This is a genomic window from Vreelandella sp. 21 (genome assembly GCF_050995515.1).
In the GTDB taxonomy this organism is placed as follows: Bacteria; Pseudomonadota; Gammaproteobacteria; order Pseudomonadales; family Halomonadaceae; genus Vreelandella; species Vreelandella alkaliphila.
On sequence record NZ_CP194673.1, the window covers coordinates 1,779,913 to 1,798,989 of the forward strand.

The following is a 19,077-nucleotide window of genomic DNA, read 5'->3' on the forward strand; positions in this document are numbered from 1 at the left end:
TGCGACTAGGTTTGGTGGATAGTTACGTGAATAATTAAATAATGCCATGACACGACGCTTATCACGTTCTTGGCAATGCGTTTGCTACATGGAGGGGGCCTTATGGGTGCGTTGACCAAAGCAGAGCTAGCAGAACATTTACACACTGAGCTCGCGCTGTCGAAGCGAGAAGCAAAAGCCATGGTTGAGGCTTTTTTTGAAGAGATCCGTGCCTGCTTGCGCGAAAATGAGCAGGTTAAGCTATCGGGTTTCGGCAATTTCGATTTGCGTGATAAGCGCGAAAGACCGGGGCGTAACCCCAAGACGGGTGAAGAAATTCCCATTTCTGCACGGCGCGTTGTTACTTTTCGTCCCGGTCAAAAGCTAAAGCAGCAGGTAGAGCGCTACACAAGCAGCTAACTTACGTGTGGGGGAAGCTTCAATGCACTGGTTGGTGGGTGAGTGTGTCGAACAGTTGTGCTGAGCTGATGCGCAGAGTGGTAGCAAATGAAAAGGAGTACCTTCGGGTGCTCCTTTTTAAGTTTTGGACTAAAGTCCACGTCCTTCAATGAGCCAAGTGATCACTACCTTAATGACATAACCCAGCATGCCAGCACCCAGAACGACAAAAAGCATGATCGTGCCAAACTTGCCTGCGTTGGATTTCTTAGCTAAGTCCCAAATAATAAAGCACATAAACACGATTAAGCCACCGACCATGATCGGTGTTATCCATGCCTCAAAGAGCTGCTGCATAAGATTTCCTACTAAATGATTGATAGTGCCTCATGAGAAGGCGTGTGTCGTTTTTGCGAGTCGTGTTAATATTTGACCAAATTCATCGGGTATTTGTCGACTGAACAAAGCACAGTGCGACACTATTGCAGAGGAGTAGGCCATGCCAACGCTAACGATTCTAGTCGGTACAATGTACGGTGGCGCGTTAGATGTCGCAGAGCAAGTAAAGCCGTTATTTGAGCAGGCTGGCTACAAGGTTGATATTTCTGAGCAGCCGACGATTGACGATTTGACCAATAGCCAAGATCTTACGCTGTTTTGTGTATCAACTACGGGCAGTGGAGATTACCCAGGGAATTTTGTTTCTTTTGTGCGCGGGCTGCAGGAAAAAAGTCCCTCGCTTACATCGTTGCGCTATGGGTTGATTGCGTTGGGCGATAGCTCATACGGAGACACGTTCTGTGGAGCGGGAAGGGCGCTCGATGCGTTATTAGCGGATTATGGTGCAACGCGTTTAGGTGAGCGGCTGGAAGTGGATGCTATGGAAACTTTTATGGCAGATGACGCCGCTATTCCGTGGGTAGAAGAGTGGATTGAGTCTCAGCAACTGAAGGTTGCTTAACCATGCAGCGAGTCCCTTTTTCTCCGGAACGTATTAGCGTTGCTCTCGGGCTTTGTATTGTGATGTTGGCCGCGATACCTCGTTACATGGTAGAAGGGCATGAAACACGCCAAACATTGTTACTTATTGCGCTAGCCATTGTGGTGGGTGCTGCCGCTGTTCAGTGGAAAATGCTGTCGGTTGACGCACGAAAAGCGCTGCCAAAATTATGTCAGCGCTTGCTATTTATGCTGCTAGTGGGTGCCTTGGTAATGGGCGCATGGCATGGCCTGTTCACTGACTGGATTAGCTGGCAAGTGTTTATTTCCCACGCAGCAACCTGTGGTTTGCTATTTCATGCTGTTTCTTTGTGGTGGGCGAAGCGCGATTAAAGGCCACTCTTTTAGAAGTAATAGTCAGGCTACAAGGCTTCACCTAACGTTTAAAAATAATTTTGACTGCATTGTGGTCAAAAAACGACCTAAAATGGTCGTTTTGCTAGTGATTACCCTTGTATTTGCGGGTTATGCCCCCATCTTGCGAGCATGGCGCTTGCCACGATGCGCTAGGGTTCTTAAAATTGCCCCCTTGTACTTATTTTACGCAATCAACATAACGCCCAGCCGCTAGAGGACAATTCATGCAAGTTTCCGTCGAGACGACCTCCCAGATCGAACGCCGTATCACTATTCAGGTGCCGGCCGCCGAAATCGACGAGGCCGTCAGCGCTCGCTTAATAGACACCGCGAAAAACGTTCGCCTGAATGGTTTTCGCCAAGGCCGAGTGCCGATGGCTGTAGTTCGTCAGCGCTATGGTGACAGCGTGCGCAATGAGGTGGTAGGTGAAGTGATGCGCGAGCGCTATGTGCGTGCCATCACGGAAGAAGGCCTTAATCCTGCCGGTTTCCCCCAGATTGAGCCAAAAGTAAACCAAACTGGCAAAGACCTAGAGTTTGTGGCGGTTATGGAAATCTACCCGCAGGTTGAGCTTGCGTCTATCGAAGGCACCGAGGTTGAGCGTCCGGTAGTGGCGGTTAACGATGCTGATGTCGATGAGATGATCGATACACTGCGTAAGCAAAATGCTGCGTGGGAAGAAGTAGACGCCGCCGCTGCTGATGGCGATCAAGTTACCATCGACTTCCAGGGCTTCTTGGGTGATGAGCCGTTTGAAGGTGGAAGTGCTGAGGGCCATGCTTTAGTTATTGGCTCTAACAGCTTCATCCCAGGCTTTGAAGAGCAGTTGATCGGTGCGAAGGCGGGAGATGAGAAAACCATCACTGTTACCTTCCCTGAAGATTACCAAGCAGAGCATCTTGCAGGCCAGGAAGCCACCTTTAAAGTCACCGTTCATAAAGTCAGTAGCCAAACGCTGCCGGCCGTAGACGCTGAGTTTATTGCGCGCTTTGGTGTTGAAGATGGCGATGAAGAGAAATTCCGCGCTGAAATCAAAAAGAACATGACCCGCGAAGCGGCCCAAGCGGTAGATAACCGTGTTAAGCAGCAGGTGTTGGATGCGCTGAAAAAAGCGAACGATATTCCTGTGCCAAGTGCGCTTGTTCAGCAAGAAACTGATGGCATGAAGCGTCAGGCAGCACAGCAGTTCGGTCTGGGTGAGGACTTTGATGTCAGCCAGCTGCCGAATGAACTCTTCGAAGAGCAAGCGAAAGGCCGCGTCCAGGTAGGGTTGCTGCTAGCCGAGGTTATCAAGGCGAATGAGTTAGACGCTGATGATGATGCAATTAAAGCTAAGGTTGAAGAGCTGGCAGAGCAGTATCAGGATCCTTCCGAAGTGGTTGAATACTACATGGGTAATGAGCAGCTCAAAACCCAAGTGAAGTCTGCCATCTTGGAAGAGAAGGCTGTTGATAAGCTGCTGGAGCAAACGAACGTTAAAGACGTTGAAATGTCATACCAGCAGGCATTGGCAGCGGCTCAGCAACAGGCCGAGCAAGATGAAGGTGTTGAAGAAAGCGAACAAGCTAGCGCTTAACTTCATCGCGTGGCGCACCCTATGTGGGTGCGCTTTCCCTTACCGGACGCAAGGAATCACGAATGAGTGAGTTTGATATTCAAAACGCCGGCGGTTTAGTGCCCATGGTGGTTGAGCAGAGCGCCAAAGGGGAAAGAGCCTATGACATCTACTCACGCCTGCTAAAAGAGCGTGTTATTTTCCTGGTTGGACCAGTTGAAGATTACATGGCGAACTTAGTGGTGGCGCAGCTGCTGTTTCTTGAGTCAGAGAACCCTGATAAAGATATTCACCTTTACATTAATTCTCCTGGTGGGTCTGTAACGGCAGGTATGTCTATCTACGACACCATGCAGTTTATTAAGCCTGATGTGTCGACCGTATGTATTGGGCAAGCGGCTAGCATGGGTGCACTGTTGCTGACAGCAGGCGCAGCAGGTAAACGTTATTGTTTGCCTAATTCCCGTGTGATGATTCACCAGCCGCTGGGTGGCTATCAAGGCCAAGCGTCTGATATCGAGATCCACACCCGTGAGATTTTAGGTATTCGTGAAAAACTGAACCAGATTTTAGCCCATCATACTGGCCAAGATCTTGATACTGTTGCTCGGGATACTGACCGTGACAACTTTATGAGCGCCACTAAAGCCCAAGAATATGGCTTGATTGACGCAGTGCTGGATAAGCGGCCTACATCCTGATAGCGTGGTAGGATTCTGCTTTTCTAACGAGCTTTTCCGGCGGCGTAAGCCGCCGCAGTGATAGAGGTACGCGAATGGCCGACGGCAAAGGCAAGGACGAAGGTGGCAAGCTTTTATACTGCTCGTTTTGTGGTAAGAATCAAAACGAAGTACGTAAGCTAATTGCAGGCCCGTCCGTATATATCTGCGATGAGTGTGTCGACTTATGTAATGACATCATTCGCGAAGAAGTTCTCGAAGCCGATGCCGAGAGCGATGAAGAGCGTTTACCTACGCCTCGCGAAATACGTCATACGTTAGACGACTATGTCATCGGACAAGATCGCGCCAAAATGGTGCTATCTGTAGCGGTTTATAACCACTACAAGCGTCTTAAGACGGAAGTGCGCGAAGGCGATGTAGAGCTAGGTAAATCAAATATTCTGCTTATTGGTCCTACCGGTAGTGGTAAAACACTGTTGGCGGAAACCATGGCGCGGTTATTGAATGTACCTTTTACCATTGCCGATGCCACTACACTGACAGAAGCGGGTTATGTGGGTGAAGATGTTGAAAACATCATCCAAAAGCTTCTGCAGAAGTGTGATTACGACGTCGAAAAGGCTGAGCGAGGCATTGTTTATATCGATGAAATCGATAAGATTTCGCGCAAGTCTGATAACCCTTCCATCACACGTGATGTGTCGGGCGAGGGTGTCCAGCAGGCACTACTCAAGTTGATTGAAGGCACAACAGCATCCGTGCCGCCGCAGGGTGGTCGTAAACATCCCCAGCAAGAGTTTGTTCAGGTCAATACGGCCAACATGCTGTTTATTGTGGGTGGCGCTTTTGCGGGTCTTGATAAAGTTATCCGTGACCGTGCTGAGAAAGGTGGCATTGGTTTCAATGCTAGCGTGAAGAGCAAAGAGTCTTCGCGTGGTGTGGGTGAGTTACTGGCCGACGTAGAACCAGATGATTTAGTGAAATTTGGTTTAATTCCTGAGTTTGTTGGACGTCTGCCCGTGATTGCGACGCTCACTGAGCTAAATGAAGATGCGTTGGTACAGATCTTAACTGAGCCGAAAAACTCGCTGGTTAAGCAGTATGCCAAGCTCTTTGAAATGGAAGATGTGACGCTCGAGTTTAGAGACGAAGCGCTGCGTGCTGTCGCAACCAAGGCAATGGAGCGTAAAACTGGCGCGCGGGGTTTGCGATCTATCCTTGAGTCTGTGCTGCTAGACACCATGTACGAGATTCCTTCGCTTGAAGGTGTTAGCAAAGTGGTGATTGATAGTTCAGTGATTGCAGGCGAAAGTGAGCCACTACTGATCTATTCGCAGCAGGAAGATGCTCGTGTTGATGGCACCGACGGTTAGTCCCGACGTGCATTCCACGGCCTAGCTTTTACCGCTTGCGCCAAACCAAGGGGTCGCCTAGGCGGCCCCTTGTTATTCATAAGTTATTCATGAAATGTTTGCCTAGCTGCTCAGCGCCCTAGCGCCATGCTTTTCATACTGTGAGGTACTTGGCTAAGTACCCTTTCAAGTACTCATCCGATTTTGAGGAACGTCTGCGATGCAGCAGAACGCCGATCAGACACAATGTTTACCCCTGTTGCCTTTGCGGGATGTGGTTGTGTACCCGCAAATGGTTATTCCACTTTTTGTTGGTCGTGAGAAGTCCATCCAAGCGTTGGAAGCGGCGATGGAGGCCGACAAGCGTGTGCTGCTGGTGGCTCAGCGTGAGGCCTCCCAGGATGAGCCCGATAACGCTGATCTTTATGCCATGGGCACCGTGGCCGATATCATGCAACTGCTAAAATTGCCTGATGGCACTGTAAAAGTGCTGATTGAAGGTAATTTTCGCGCTGATGTTATCGATATTGAAGAGCACGAAACGGGCTACACCCAAGCTTACTTGGTGCCTCGTGAGAGCGAGCCGCTAACCAGTCGTGAGCAAGAAGCACTGGTACGTGTGCTGCTCAACCAATTTGAGCAATACGTCAAGCTGTCCAAAAAAGTGCCTAACGAGGTGCTCAATTCGCTTTCTGGAATTGAGGATCCGAGCCGCTTGGTCGATACCATCTGTGCGCACTTGTCATTAAAAATAGGCGACAAGCAAGAGCTGCTCGAAATGGATCGCGTGCGTGATCGCATTGAGCACTTAATGGCGCTGATTGAGTCCGAAATTGATTTGCTGCAGGTTGAAAAGCGCATCCGCTCGCGTGTGAAAGAGCAGATGGAAAAGACCCAGCGCGAGTATTACCTCAATGAGCAGATGAAGGCCATCCAGAAAGAGATGGGTGAGCTGGATAATGTGCCAAATGAGGCCGAAAAATACGAGCAAGCCATCGCTTCATCTGGAATGCCCAAAGAAGCGGCAGAAAAGGCTACTCAAGAGCTTAGTAAGCTAAAAATGATGGCTGCTAACTCGGCCGAAGCTACGGTGGTTCGCTCTTACCTAGACTGGCTAATAGCTGTCCCCTGGAAGAAGCGTACCCGCGTCAAGCACGACTTAGTGAAAGCGCAGGAAGTGCTGGATCAGGACCATTACGGCTTAGAAGAAGTCAAGGCTCGTATCCTTGAATATCTTGCGGTACAAAAGCGCGTGCGCAAGATGAAAGGGCCTGTATTATGCTTGGTGGGTCCCCCTGGTGTGGGTAAAACCTCTCTTGGTCAATCTATCGCGCGGGCCACGAATCGTAAATATGTTCGTCTGGCGTTAGGCGGCGTACGTGATGAGTCTGAAATTCGCGGTCATCGCCGCACTTACATTGGTTCGTTGCCAGGTAAGTTAATGCAGCGGATGAGTCGTGCTGGCGTTAAGAACCCACTGTTTTTATTGGATGAAGTCGATAAGCTCGGTATGGATCACCGCGGTGACCCTGCGTCGGCGCTGCTAGAGGTGCTTGATCCTGAGCAAAACAATAGTTTTAGTGATCACTACCTTGAGTTGGACTACGATCTATCAGAAACGCTATTTATCTGTACTGCTAACTCAATGAATATTCCTGGTCCGCTGTTGGATCGTATGGAAATCATTCGTTTGCCGGGTTACACCGAAGATGAAAAGTTAGCGATCGCTAGGCGTTATTTGTTGCCGAAGCAGCAAGAAGCGAATGGCCTCAAAACAGAAGAGCTGGCGCTCAATGATGATGCTCTGCTAGAACTAGTACGTTATTACACCCGTGAAGCTGGGGTGCGAGAGCTGGAGCGTCAGATCGCCAAAGTCTGCCGTAAGGTGTTGCGCGAGCGTTTAGAAGCCGAGCAGGCAGCGGGTGGTAAGCAGGGTAGCCATCTGCAGGCTCAACAAGTACTGGCAGCTGAAGATATTGAAGCCTATGCCGGTGTGCGCCGTTATAGCTACGGGTTGGCTGAGCAGGAAGATCAAGTTGGTCGTGTGACAGGGCTAGCGTGGACATCGGTTGGCGGCGAATTGCTGAATATCGAATCTGTTGTTACGCCCGGCAAAGGACGTATCAACAAAACCGGCTCGCTGGGCGATGTTATGAAAGAGTCGGTGAGTGCGGCGCAAACGGTCGTTAAGGCGCGTGCAAAAGAGTATGGTATTGATCCGCAACGGTTTGAGAATGAAGACTTGCACATTCACGTTCCGGAAGGTGCTACGCCTAAAGATGGCCCAAGTGCAGGCATTGCCATGGTAACCGCGATTGTCTCTGCCTATACTCAACGCCCTGTGCGTTGTGATGTGGCCATGACAGGAGAAGTGAACCTACGTGGCGAAGTGATGCCCATTGGGGGGTTAAAGGAGAAATTGCTGGCAGCCCGTCGCGGTGGTATAAAGACGGTCTTAATTCCTGAGGAAAATCGTCGAGACCTCAAGGAAGTGCCAGAAAATATTAAAGGGGCACTTGATATCCGTCCCGTACAGTGGATAGATGAAGTACTGGCCGTAGCGCTACATAACGATCCAATTGACGAGAGCGTCTCGTTGAAAGGTTCTGATCCGGCTTTTAATTCAACCGTCGTAACGAGTACCCATTAAGCGTTAATACTCCATTGAGTTTTAACATTACTTAATAGTTTTGCCCAAGACCTTGAGTTGCGGGCATTTCTCGGCACTGTCGCTTGACAGGAGTTTCAAGGCATTGCTATAAAACACAGCTACGCTTTGAAGTTGTATCTAACGGTGGCAGTGCCGTTCAGAGCCATTTTTTTGAAACAGTTAAGGGGTGAAGTGTGAATAAGTCCGAGCTGATTGAAGCTATTGCCGCGTCTGCTGATATTCCTAAAGCAGCGGCAACCCGCGCATTGGATGCCATGGTGGAGTCTGTCACCGATAGCCTCAAAAAAGGCGAAAGTGTTTCACTGGTAGGTTTTGGTACTTTCGCAATTAAAGAGCGTGCTGCTCGTACTGGTCGTAACCCGCAGACCGGCCAGCCGATTGAAATTAGCGCTGCGAAAGTCCCCAGCTTCAAAGCCGGTAAAGCGCTGAAAGACGCCGTCAACTAATTGGCTCGCGTTTGCTGTAAGCTAATGGGCGCATCGCATTCGCGATGCGCCCATGTTTTTTTCTGGCCCGATAGTTAGGGCGATAGATAGCTGTGATGATCTGAGGCTAGCATGCTGCAAAGTATTCGAGATGGCTCCAGAAGCTGGGGTGCCAAAATAATTATCGGTGTCATGGTGGCTGCCATGGCGCTTTTTGGCGTGGAGTCGCTGTTTAGTGTCTTTGGCGATGACCCTAATGAAGTGGCGAGCGTTAACGGCGAACCAATCATGCGTCAGCAGGTTGAGCTTGAGGTACAACGTGCGCTTCGCTCTGGACAGGTGCCACCAGAGCAAGAGCGGGCGCTTCGTAATGATCTCCTTGACCAGTTGATAACTCAGCAACTGCTAACACAATATGCTGAAGACGGTGGTGTGTTCGTCTCCGATGCCCAACTAGACCAAATGATTGTTGGTCTGCCAGAGTTTCATGATCAAGATGGTCGGTTCTCGGCTGAAATATTCCGCAACCGTCTTGCTGGTGCAGGATATACCCCAGTGGCGTTTCGTGAAGAGCTGCGTGCCGATATCAAGCGCCAGCACTTGCAGCAAGGCCTTGCGTTTAGCGACTTTAGCTTGGAAAGCGAGCAGGAACGCTTAGCTGAATTGCAGCGCCAGCAGCGCAGTTTTCGCTATGTTTTATTAGATGCCGATGATGTAAGCGTAGAGGCGAATGTTACTGAAGCGCAAATGCAGGAATATTTCGATGCAAACCAGGCACGTTTCGAGCGTCCTGAGCAGGTGCGCGTTGAGTATGTGTTAGTTGACCGTCAAGCGATGGCGGAAAACGTTGAGGTTAACGAGCAGAGCTTGCGCGATGCGTGGCGTGAGCAGAATCGCAATGCCGATCGACGTGTCTCTCATATTATGGTGACGTTTGGCGAAGAGCGCAGTCGCCAAGAAGCGCAAGCACACGCTAATGAGGCTTTAGAAGCCTTGAACAGCGGTGAAACTTTCGCCGATACGGCACTGCGTTATTCAGATGATACGGCGAGTGCTGAGGAAGGCGGCGACTTAGGGGTTATTAGTCGTGGTTTCTTTGGTGATGCCTTTGATGAAGCTGCTTTTGCTCTCGATGAAGGTGAAACATCTCAACTGGTGGAAATGGATGGTGCATTTCATATCCTTCAGGTAACCGAGCTAGTAGCACCCGCCTTTGAAGAGCAGCGTGAGGCACTTCAGCAAGATGTTGCTCTGCGTGAAGTCAATGATGAGTTCAATCAGCAAGTTCAGCGCTTAATTGATGAGAGTTTTGCTGCCGATGATCTGCAAAGCGTAGCGGATGACCTCGGTCTAACGCTAAACCAGACTGACTGGTTAGCACGCGGTGAAGGTGAGGGCGTGCTTTCAGAGCCGGGGGTGCTAGATGAGGCCTTTAGTGCTGATGTGCTAGAAGAAGGCTATAACAGCGAAGTGATCGAGCTGGATGATGATCGTCGCCTTGTGCTGCGTGTTGCGGAGCATCGCGAAACGACTCAACTCACGCTAGACGATGTGCGTGACGAAGTCGCTAACGCTGTTGTTGCTCAACAACGCCAAGAAGCACTTGAGCAAGAAGCGGCTCGTATGATCAAGGCGGTGGAAGCGGGCGAGGCCAGCAACATTGATTGGCTTGAGGCTAGCAATATCTCGCGCCAGTCTGACACTGTGCTTCCCCGGGCGGTAGTGCAACAGGTGTTTCGTATGCCGCGTCCGCAGGAGGGTGATAGCGTTTACCGTTCTGTGTCACTTCCGGAAGGCGTTGCCATCATAGCGTTGGATAGCGTATCCGTAGGCGAAGTTGACGAGCAGCTTACTTCTTTTGTAGCTCAAATGGCTGAGCAACTCCGCGCACAGTCTGTCATTCAGGGCTTGGTAGACGATCTGCGTAGTGACGCGAAGATTGAGCGTTAATTAACGCGTTTTTATTAACCCAAAAAGCCGGCCAAAAATTGATTTGGCCGGCTTTTTTGATGGTTTTTTGCTGATGTGCAACGTTAAGTATTAGGGTGGGTTGGCTAAGGTGAATTGACGCAGAATAGGCATGGCGTCATGCTCTGCCGTGCGTTCAACGACGATGTCCCAGCCGTGCTGAACATCCCAGTCACCAAGAACAAAACGTTTAGCAGGTACGTCCTCAACCGTCAGGTCATGTACCTTTGGCCGATGGGTGTGGCCGTGGATCATGGTGGTGACACCAGAGCGCGCCATCAGTGCCACCACTTCTTCGTGTGTCACGTCCATGATCGCTTCCGCTTTACTCGCGTTGGCGTCGCCCGACTGCATACGCAGACTCTTGGCAAGCTCCAGTCGCTGATCAAGGGGTAAGGATAGGATTTGCGTTTGCCACTGAGGATCTCTGGACTGTTGGCGGAACGCCATGTAAGCATCATCTTTAGTGCAAAGACTGTCGCCATGTAGAATAACGACAGGCACTCCTTGGAGTTCCACCGTTTGGCTTTCGGGTAGCAGAGAGGCTTGGCACTCACTGATAAAGCGCTCGCCAATCAGAAAGTCGCGATTGCCGTGCAGGAAATAAATCGCAGTTCCGTTGCTGCTTAATTTGCGTAACCGTCTGATCACTTCCCAGGCAATGTCGCTAAGAGGATGTGGTGTGTCAAGGAGATCATCTCCGATCCAGGCGTCAAACAGGTCGCCTAGAATATACAGGGCGTCAGCCCCAGTAGCGGTGTGCTCTAAGTAACGATAAAACCCCTGATTAATCTCAGGGGTATCACTGCTTAGGTGCATATCAGCTATCAGCAGAGTGCGCATAGAACTCCCGTAATTAGTCGGCTTCTTTTACATAGGCGCGCTCAATGATGACATCGTCTGCGGGCACGTCAGCATGCATGCCACGACGTGTGGTGCTGACACCGCGGATGGCGTCTACCACGTCCATGCCGTCGACAACCTCGCCAAACACTGCGTAGCCCCAGCCTTGAAGACTTTTACCACTATGATTCAAGAAACTATTGTTACCAACGTTGATAAAGAACTGCGCTGTGGCAGAGTGAGGATCTTGAGTGCGTGCCATTGCCAGTGTGCCAACCGTGTTTTGTAAACCATTGTCGGCTTCGTTCTCGATCGGATCACGCGTTGGCTTTTGGTTAAAATCTTGATCGAAGCCACCGCCCTGAACCATAAAGCCATCGATAACACGGTGGAACAAAGTGCCATCATAAAAACCATCGCGGACATATTGCTCAAAATTAGCGGCAGTTTTTGGCGCTTTTTCATGATTAAGCGCAATAGTGATGTCACCGTGGTTGGTCTGTAATACGATCATAGATAAATTCCTGTTCAATAAAGGCGTTCGCCTTGGCGCTGTGCATCGGCGTCACGTTATAATAGCGGTTTTGCTTGGCACCGCGAAGCGCAAACCCTAATAGCTTAGGCATTGGTTGCCTAGCCCGCCATCCACCATGAGGTTATCAACACCACCATGACCAACGAGACCACCCCAGCGCCGAACTTCATTCGCAACCAAGTACGCGACGAAATAGAGGGCGGCCAGGTCACCAAAATCGTGACGCGCTTTCCTCCCGAACCTAATGGCTTTTTGCATATCGGTCATGCAAAGTCGATCTGTTTAAACTTCGGGTTGGCAGAGCAGCTAGGTGGTGAGTGTCATCTGCGTTTTGACGACACCAACCCCGCGAAGGAAGAACAGGCGTATATCGACGCTATCAAAGAGGACGTCAGCTGGTTAGGCTTTAACTGGGCAGGCCCAGTTCGCTTTGCTTCTGATTATTTCGACCAGCTTTATGCGTGGGCACAACATCTTATTCGCGAGGGCAAAGCTTACGTTGATGATCTTTCTCCAGATGAAATTCGCGAATACCGTGGCACACTCACGGCACCGGGTAAGCCAAGTCCTTACCGTGAGCGCAGTGTTGACGAAAACCTAGATTTGCTGGAACGCATGCGTAGCGGCGAGTTTGGCGAAGGCGAAAAAGTACTGCGTGCAAAAATTGATATGGCGTCGCCCAATATCAATCTTCGTGACCCGATCCTTTACCGTATTCGCCATGCCAGCCACCATCAAACAGGTGACAAGTGGAAAATCTACCCGTCGTACGATTTTACCCATGGCCAGTCTGACGCCATCGAAGGCATTACCCATTCAATCTGCACGCTAGAGTTTGAAGACCATCGCCCGCTTTACGAGTGGTTTTTGAATAACTTGCCGGTTCCCGCCAAGCCCCGCCAAATCGAGTTTGCTCGACTTAATTTGGATTATACCCTCACTTCGAAGCGCAAGCTGAAGCTGCTGGTTGACGAGCAGATTGTTGATGGCTGGGACGACCCGCGTATGCCAACTATTTCAGGTATGCGTCGTCGCGGCTATACGCCGGCATCCATTCGCAAGTTCTGTGAGATGATTGGTGTTACGCGCGCCGATGGCGGTTTGGTGGATATTGCCATGCTAACGCATGCGATTCGCTCTGATCTTGAGGACAATGCGCCGCGGGCAATGTGCGTATTGAAACCCCTTAAGGTGGTACTGACCAACGTTCCTGAAGACCACGAAGAAGTGTATGACGTGCCTGGGCACCCCGCGCGAGAAGATATGGCGGTGCGTAAGGTGCCGTTTAGTCGCGAGCTGTATATTGACCAAGACGACTTCATGGAAGACGCGCCCAAAAAGTTTTTCCGTTTAGCGCCCGGCAAAGAAGTCCGCCTGCGTAACAGCTACGTGATTCGTTGTGATGACGTTGTTAAGAACGAAGCCGGTGACGTGACGGAACTGCACTGTTCGGTGGATTTCGATACGCTAGGTAAAAACCCTGAAGGCCGCAAGGTGAAAGGCGTGATTCACTGGGTGAGTGCCGCCCATGGTGTACCGATGGAAGTGCGCTTGTATGACAATTTGTTCACGGTTGAACAGCCGGATCGTGACAAAGATGTCGACTTCCTCGAACACCTGAACCCCGACTCCTTGGCGGTGTGCCACGCCATTGGCGAGCCCAGTTTGGCGGATGCTGTTCCAGAAGATCGTTTCCAGTTTGAGCGGGTGGGCTATTTCTGCGCTGACCGTCATGCTTCCAAGCCAGGGCAGTTGGTGTTTAATCGTACCGTTGGGTTGAAAGATAGCTGGGCGAAAATCAAACAGAAGGGCTAAGGAATCGTCATATGCACATTTATAATACGCTGACACGCCGCAAAGAACCGTTTACCCCGCTGGTGGCGGGTAAAGTCAGCATGTATGTCTGCGGCATGACGGTGTATGACTACTGCCACCTTGGCCACGCGCGGGTCATGGTGGCCTTCGATGTGATAACCCGCTACCTGCGTTATCGCGGTTATGATGTTACTTATGTCCGTAACATCACCGACATTGACGATAAAATTCTCAAGCGTGCCGAAGAGAATAACGAATCGATTAGCACACTCACCGAGCGCATGATTCAGGCAATGCACGAAGACGAAGCACGTCTTGGTGTATTGCCCCCAAGCCATGAGCCTCGGGCGACAGGTCATATCGATGACATTGTTGCCATGATTGAGACGCTGATTAAGAAAGACTTTGCTTATGCTGCTGCCAATGGGGATGTGTATTACCGGGTACGCAAGTTCGCTGATTACGGCAAGCTAAATAATCGTCAACTTGATGATATGCGTTCTGGTGCTCGGGTTGAGGTTGATGTTCATAAAGAGGACCCGCTTGATTTTGTGCTTTGGAAAGCCGCTAAACCGGGCGAAGCACACTGGCACTCTCCTTGGGGCAATGGCCGCCCAGGATGGCACATTGAGTGCTCAGCAATGTCGACGTGCTGCTTAGGCGACACCTTCGATATTCATGGTGGTGGTCCTGACCTTACGTTTCCTCATCATGAAAACGAAATTGCCCAATCAGAGGCAGCGACTGGTAAAACCTACGTCAACACCTGGATGCATGCCGGGGCCGTGCGGGTTAACCAGGAAAAGATGTCAAAATCGTTGGGTAACTTTTTTACCATCCGCGATGTGTTGGCAGAGCATGATCCGGAAGTCGTGCGTTTCTTGCTAGTGGCTAGCCACTACCGTAGCCCAATTAACTACTCGGTAGATTCTCTCCATGAGGCTCGCAAATCGCTTACGCGCTTTTACACAGCATTAGAGGGTGTGGAAGTGTCATCTAGCGGTGACGGTGATGAGGCAGGCTATGCTGAGCGTTTCACCACGGCGATGGATGACGACTTCAATTCGCCTGAGGCGTTAGCGGTATTATTCGATCTGGCGCGGGATCTCAATCGCGCTAAGAGTGAGTCGCCAGAAAAAGCGCAGCGTTTAGCATCGGAATTAACACGTCTAGCGGGTGTGCTAGGGCTTTTGCAGCAAGATCCTCAGACTTTTTTGAAAGGTAATCAGCAGCAGGTAGCGCTGAGTGAGACTGAGATTGAGGCCAAAATAGCACAGCGTAAAGAAGCAAAAGCCAATAAAGATTTTGCTCAGGCAGATGCTATTCGAGATGAACTAGCGAGTTTGGGTATTATCCTGAAGGATTCCCGTGAGGGAACAACCTGGGTGATTGAAGCGCCTTAAGCGTTATCGATGTTGAGCGTGATGACAGTGAGGGCATTGAATAGAAACGTTGTAGATGTCAGGCGCCGTTGATATGGCGTCTGACGTCAATGTCGTTGGCTCTTATACTGAGATGATACCTTCAAGACGCTAAATAATAGGATGACCACTATGCGCTTTACTCTAAAACCGACCATCGTCGCTTGCTTATCAGCCATTACTTTTTCGACTGCTTACGCCAGCGACCCTGTTGTCGTGTCCTCCAAAATCGACACAGAAGGGTCCGTGCTGGGTGAGCTGATTATTCAAACGCTAGAGCGTGGCGGTGTGCCTACAGAAGATCGCCTACAGCTAGGTGGCACCAGCGTTGTGCGTAGTGCACTTGAAGCGGGAGAAATCGACCTTTATCCCGAATATACCGGTAACGGCGCTTTTTTCTTTGATATGACTGACAGCCCTGTCTGGAATAGTGCAGAGGATGCCTACCAGACTGTTAAAGAGCGCGATGCGGCGCAGGGGCTAATATGGCTGAAGCCTGCTAGCGCTAATAACACCTGGGCCATGAGTATTCGTGAAGACGTGGCGACGGCCAACGGCTTAACGACCCTTGATGACCTTGCCGACTATGTTAACGAAGGCGGCGAGTTTAAATTCGCAGCGAGTGCAGAATTTGTAGAGTCCGCTCAGGCATTGCCTGCATTTCAGGATGCTTATGGTTTTGAACTTGGCGATGATCAGCTGCTTGTACTGTCCGGTGGTAATACGGCGGCTACTATGCGAGCCGCTGCCCAACAAACAAGCGGTGTTAATGGTGCCATGACCTATGGCACCGATGGTGGTTTAAGTGCGCTGGGACTGGTTGTTTTAGAAGATATTAAGGGGGTTCAGCCGGTATATCAGCCGTCGCCAGTGGTGCGTGCCGAAGTGCTGGATGCCTACCCTGAAATTGAGACGCTACTCAACGACGTATTTGCAACGCTTGACCTTGTGACGTTGCAAACGCTGAACGCTGATGTAGCGGTGAATGGTTTCTCTCCTGATCAAGTCGCAAGCGACTATCTTGATAGCCTGGATGACTAATGAATGTCGCAGATAGACGCCTTGCCATCGCCACCCCGTCAATATGGGCATTTAAACTCAGTACTGATATGTTTAAGTGCCGCTATGTTAGGGGCCTCTTGGCTACTGGGTCTTGTTAGCGTCGCGCCTAATAGAATTGTAGCGGGTACATCTTATGGCTTATTACATGCGATTGGGTGGCCCGGTGCGCTGCTTGTTTCCTTGCTATTTATCGCTATGGGCGGCTTGGCTATTAGGCCAAGCCGCCTTCATTGCTACGCTCAACTGTGTATCGTTACCCTGACACTCTTATTGATGCCATTCGGGCTTATGGTAGCAGGCCACTGGCTGATTGATCCCACTCTGCCGCAAGCGCGTTTAGGTATTGGTGCTGCCTATTGGGTCGTGCTTTTTTTGCTTTTATTGTGCCTAGTGGAAGTGCGTTTACGTTTGGGGTTGTCGCGTTTATGGACCACCCTATTGCTCAGCAGCGTGGGGGGGGCGTGGCTGCTTTGTGCCGCCTTATGGCTTGAAAATTTAGCCCTTGTTCAGGAGTTTCAAGCGCGCGACCAGCAATTTTATCGTGCCATGCTGCAACATGTAGTACTGGTCGGCATAGCGGTGAGCGTTAGTGTGGTGGTCGGTTTGGTTCTCGCTATGCTAATGCGGCGTTACCAACGTCTACAACGCATAGCGTTTGCATGGTTGAACTTCCTGCAAACGATTCCGAGCTTAGCTCTGTTTGGGCTGCTGCTGGCTCCGCTTGCTTGGCTAGCTGCTAACGTGCCTTTTTTAGCCCAGTTAGGTGTTAGCGGTATTGGCGCCACACCCGCATTGATTGCGCTCATTGCTTATAGCCTGTTACCCATGGTGCGCAATACTTATATTGCGCTTGATGAAGTCGACCCTGAAACCTTAGATGCTGCTAAGGCGATGGGGATGCGACCGTATCAGCGCTTCTGGCAGGTAAGATTTCCTTTGGCGCTGCCAATACTATTAGAAGGTGTGCGAATCACCGCTGTTCAAGCTATTGGATTAACGGCCGTTGCTGCGTTGATTGGGGCAGGTGGGCTTGGCACGTTTATTTTTCAGGGATTGGGCCAAGCGGCTATGGACATGGTGTTACTTGGCGCGCTGCCTATTTTAGTCTTGGCACTAATTGTAGATGCTAGTTTGGGGGCATTAGCCGACGCGCTTCGCCCCGGAGGACATAAATGATAGAGCTTTCCCATGTGTCGAAGCACTTTGGCGAAGACACAGCGGTAGACGACATATCCTTACACGTCGCGAAAGGAAAGTTCTGTGCGCTGGTAGGGTCATCAGGCTGCGGAAAATCGACGACGCTACGTATGATAAATCGTTTGATTGAGCATAGTAGCGGCGACATTATCATCGACGGACAGGCAATAGGCCACTATGATCCGGTTAAGCTTCGCCGGCGTATCGGCTATGCGATCCAGAGTACTGGCCTGTTTCCCCATTGGACGGTAGCGCGCAACATTGGGCTGGTACCGCGTTTGCTAAAATGGCCTGCCGCTGATGTTAAAGCACGGGTCGAAGAGTTAATGCGTCTGTTAGGCCTTCCCATGGAAGAGTTTGCCCATAAGTATCCTCACCAGCTCTCTGGCGGCCAGGCGCAGCGGGTAGGCGTTGCGCGCGCATTGGCGGCAGATCCTGATATTTTGCTGATGGATGAGCCTTTTGGAGCGCTAGACCCTATTACGCGAGAAAAGCTTCAAGACGAACTGGCAAAGCTTCAGGCGCGGCTGCATAAAACCGTGGTGTTCGTGACTCACGATATGGATGAAGCGCTCAAACTGGCAGATCATTTAGTCGTTATGCGCGAAGGGCGTATTGTGCAGCAGGGGTCACCGCTAGCGCTGCTTCAAACCCCCGCCGATCCGTTTGTTGAGTCGCTATTGGGAGGGTTGGAGCGTGGTTTAAAGCAGGCTGCCTTAACACGCGTGAAAGATCACATGTCATCGCTTGGACAGACACTGCCTGCCCAGTCGCGTATACCGGGTGATTTTTCACTGCGCCAAGCGCTTTCAATGATGCTGCGAGACCACTGCGATAGGCTGACGGTTGTCGACCAGCATGATATGCCGATTGGTGAGTTATCGCTGCGCAAAGTGGTGAAAGAGGCCCAGTTAGACAAGGTGAGTCACCGTGACGCGTGATCGTAACCGTGGTGAATCATCGATTGCAGCAGGCCCGCGCTGGCTATGGCCCATTGGTTGGGCACTCTTGCTGCTGATAGGGGTATTGGGTATCCCGGCATTAGAGCCTGCATTTCGTTGGCTGGAGCCAGACGTCCGTCAGGTGATTTATGCCCGCGCTGATTTTGCTTCTCTGCTGGCAAGGCACGTGTTCGTTGTTGGAGTAGCGGCTGTCGTCACGATAAGCGTAGGCGTATTGGCCGGCATTGCAGTCACTCGGCAGTGGGGGCGAGACTTCTTACCCCTTGCCGGGCAGTTGGCTTCACTGGGTCAGACATTTCCTCCTGTGGCAGTGCTTGCCCTGGCGGTTCCTGTATTGGGTTTTGGAACATTGCCGATTATCGTGGCGCTAATGCTCTATGGCTTATTACCGATTGTGCGAAACACGCTTGCTGGGCTGCAGGATGTAGATGCGAGTCTTAAACAGGCGGCGTTTGCCATGGGGATGACCCCTTGGCAGGTATTAACTCGCGTTGAGCTTCCATTGGCCACACCCGTAATTCTGGCCGGTATCCGAACATCGGTAACCATTAATATTGCCACAGCGGCTATAGGGGCGACGGTAGGCGCCAGTAACTTAGGTGACCCGATCATAGCAGGTATCGTGAATGGCAATATGGCGTATGTTTTACAAGGTGCGCTGTTGATCGCGTTGCTCGCGTTGACCATCGATAGTCTATTTGATGCGTTGCAACAACAGCTGCGCACTCGTCTATCTGCGTCTTAAGTTGTATCCCTAAAAGTAGCAGACTGCGTTACTGTCCTTGTGTTGCGTTGATCGAGGTGACACTAACCTCGACAAGCTTGACCTATGCTAGATAAATCCACTGGCAAA

The 19,077-nt window shown here is 50.8% G+C and carries 18 protein-coding genes; 15 read left to right on the forward strand and 3 right to left on the reverse strand.

Features of this window, described 5'->3' with window-relative positions:
• Positions 1–102 precede the first annotated feature (102 nt).
• Complete coding sequence (locus tag ACN06F_RS08325; protein WP_009724294.1) at positions 103–399, forward strand: integration host factor subunit alpha; 297 nt, start codon at positions 103–105, stop codon at positions 397–399.
• A 129-nt stretch (positions 400–528) separates the two neighbouring features.
• Here ACN06F_RS08325 and ACN06F_RS08330 read toward each other — a convergent pair whose 3' ends face one another.
• The gene (locus ACN06F_RS08330; protein ID WP_038483925.1) at positions 529–735 is read right to left on the reverse strand and encodes a DUF2788 domain-containing protein; all 207 of its coding nucleotides are present in this window, start codon (positions 733–735) and stop codon (positions 529–531) included.
• 142 nt (positions 736–877) lie between these two features.
• Between ACN06F_RS08330 and ACN06F_RS08335 the strand changes: the two genes are divergently transcribed.
• The 8 genes from ACN06F_RS08335 (at position 878) to ACN06F_RS08370 (ending at position 10,371) form a co-directional block, all read left to right on the forward strand.
• On the forward strand, positions 878–1,339 hold the full coding sequence (locus ACN06F_RS08335; RefSeq protein WP_038483928.1) for a flavodoxin domain-containing protein: 462 nt from the start codon (positions 878–880) through the stop codon (positions 1,337–1,339).
• A gap of 2 nt (positions 1,340–1,341) precedes the next feature.
• Positions 1,342–1,710, forward strand: coding sequence for a hypothetical protein (locus tag ACN06F_RS08340; RefSeq protein ID WP_095602864.1), 369 nt, complete (start codon positions 1,342–1,344; stop codon positions 1,708–1,710).
• 248 nt (positions 1,711–1,958) lie between these two features.
• Positions 1,959–3,311 carry a trigger factor gene (tig, locus tag ACN06F_RS08345; protein WP_095602865.1) on the forward strand — a complete coding sequence of 451 codons (1,353 nt, stop codon included), beginning with the start codon at positions 1,959–1,961 and terminating at the stop codon, positions 3,309–3,311.
• 62 nt (positions 3,312–3,373) lie between these two features.
• Entirely contained in the window at positions 3,374–3,991 is a 618-nt protein-coding gene (clpP, locus tag ACN06F_RS08350) for an ATP-dependent Clp endopeptidase proteolytic subunit ClpP (protein ID WP_030073154.1), read from the forward strand.
• Positions 3,992–4,065: 74 nt separating this feature from the next.
• Positions 4,066–5,346 (forward strand): ATP-dependent Clp protease ATP-binding subunit ClpX, encoded by a 1,281-nt coding sequence (clpX, locus tag ACN06F_RS08355; protein ID WP_038483940.1) that lies wholly within the window; start codon positions 4,066–4,068, stop codon positions 5,344–5,346.
• A 199-nt stretch (positions 5,347–5,545) separates the two neighbouring features.
• Entirely contained in the window at positions 5,546–7,975 is a 2,430-nt protein-coding gene (gene lon / locus ACN06F_RS08360) for an endopeptidase La (protein ID WP_433925000.1), read from the forward strand.
• 194 nt (positions 7,976–8,169) lie between these two features.
• A complete protein-coding gene (locus ACN06F_RS08365; RefSeq protein WP_009724302.1) occupies positions 8,170–8,442 on the forward strand; it encodes an HU family DNA-binding protein in 273 nt (90 codons plus the stop codon).
• 111 nt (positions 8,443–8,553) lie between these two features.
• Positions 8,554–10,371 (forward strand): SurA N-terminal domain-containing protein, encoded by a 1,818-nt coding sequence (locus ACN06F_RS08370; RefSeq protein ID WP_433925001.1) that lies wholly within the window; start codon positions 8,554–8,556, stop codon positions 10,369–10,371.
• A 90-nt stretch (positions 10,372–10,461) separates the two neighbouring features.
• Here ACN06F_RS08370 and ACN06F_RS08375 read toward each other — a convergent pair whose 3' ends face one another.
• Entirely contained in the window at positions 10,462–11,232 is a 771-nt protein-coding gene (locus ACN06F_RS08375) for a UDP-2,3-diacylglucosamine diphosphatase (protein ID WP_095602867.1), read from the reverse strand.
• A 13-nt stretch (positions 11,233–11,245) separates the two neighbouring features.
• A complete protein-coding gene (locus tag ACN06F_RS08380; protein WP_038483952.1) occupies positions 11,246–11,746 on the reverse strand; it encodes a peptidylprolyl isomerase in 501 nt (166 codons plus the stop codon).
• Between the two features lie 156 nt (positions 11,747–11,902).
• On the opposite strand from ACN06F_RS08380, the gene ACN06F_RS08385 reads away from it, so the two are divergent.
• From ACN06F_RS08385 to ACN06F_RS08410, 6 genes are all read left to right on the forward strand, one after another.
• Positions 11,903–13,582, forward strand: a complete 1,680-nt coding sequence (locus ACN06F_RS08385; protein ID WP_095602868.1) for a glutamine--tRNA ligase/YqeY domain fusion protein — start codon at positions 11,903–11,905, stop codon at positions 13,580–13,582.
• An 11-nt stretch (positions 13,583–13,593) separates the two neighbouring features.
• A complete protein-coding gene (gene cysS / locus ACN06F_RS08390) occupies positions 13,594–14,985 on the forward strand; it encodes a cysteine--tRNA ligase (protein ID WP_038483959.1) in 1,392 nt (463 codons plus the stop codon).
• Positions 14,986–15,135: 150 nt separating this feature from the next.
• Positions 15,136–16,044 carry a glycine betaine ABC transporter substrate-binding protein OsmF gene (osmF, locus tag ACN06F_RS08395; RefSeq protein ID WP_038483962.1) on the forward strand — a complete coding sequence of 303 codons (909 nt, stop codon included), beginning with the start codon at positions 15,136–15,138 and terminating at the stop codon, positions 16,042–16,044.
• 3 nt (positions 16,045–16,047) lie between these two features.
• Positions 16,048–17,241, forward strand: a complete 1,194-nt coding sequence (locus tag ACN06F_RS08400) for an ABC transporter permease (protein WP_120386994.1) — start codon at positions 16,048–16,050, stop codon at positions 17,239–17,241.
• Positions 17,238–18,203: an ABC transporter ATP-binding protein gene (locus tag ACN06F_RS08405; protein ID WP_038483971.1), complete on the forward strand. Its 966-nt coding sequence runs from the start codon at positions 17,238–17,240 to the stop codon at positions 18,201–18,203. The genes ACN06F_RS08400 and ACN06F_RS08405 overlap by 4 nt, the downstream gene beginning before the upstream one ends.
• Positions 18,193–18,969 carry an ABC transporter permease gene (locus tag ACN06F_RS08410; protein WP_433925002.1) on the forward strand — a complete coding sequence of 259 codons (777 nt, stop codon included), beginning with the start codon at positions 18,193–18,195 and terminating at the stop codon, positions 18,967–18,969. The genes ACN06F_RS08405 and ACN06F_RS08410 overlap by 11 nt, the downstream gene beginning before the upstream one ends.
• The last annotated feature ends 108 nt before the right edge of the window (positions 18,970–19,077 follow it).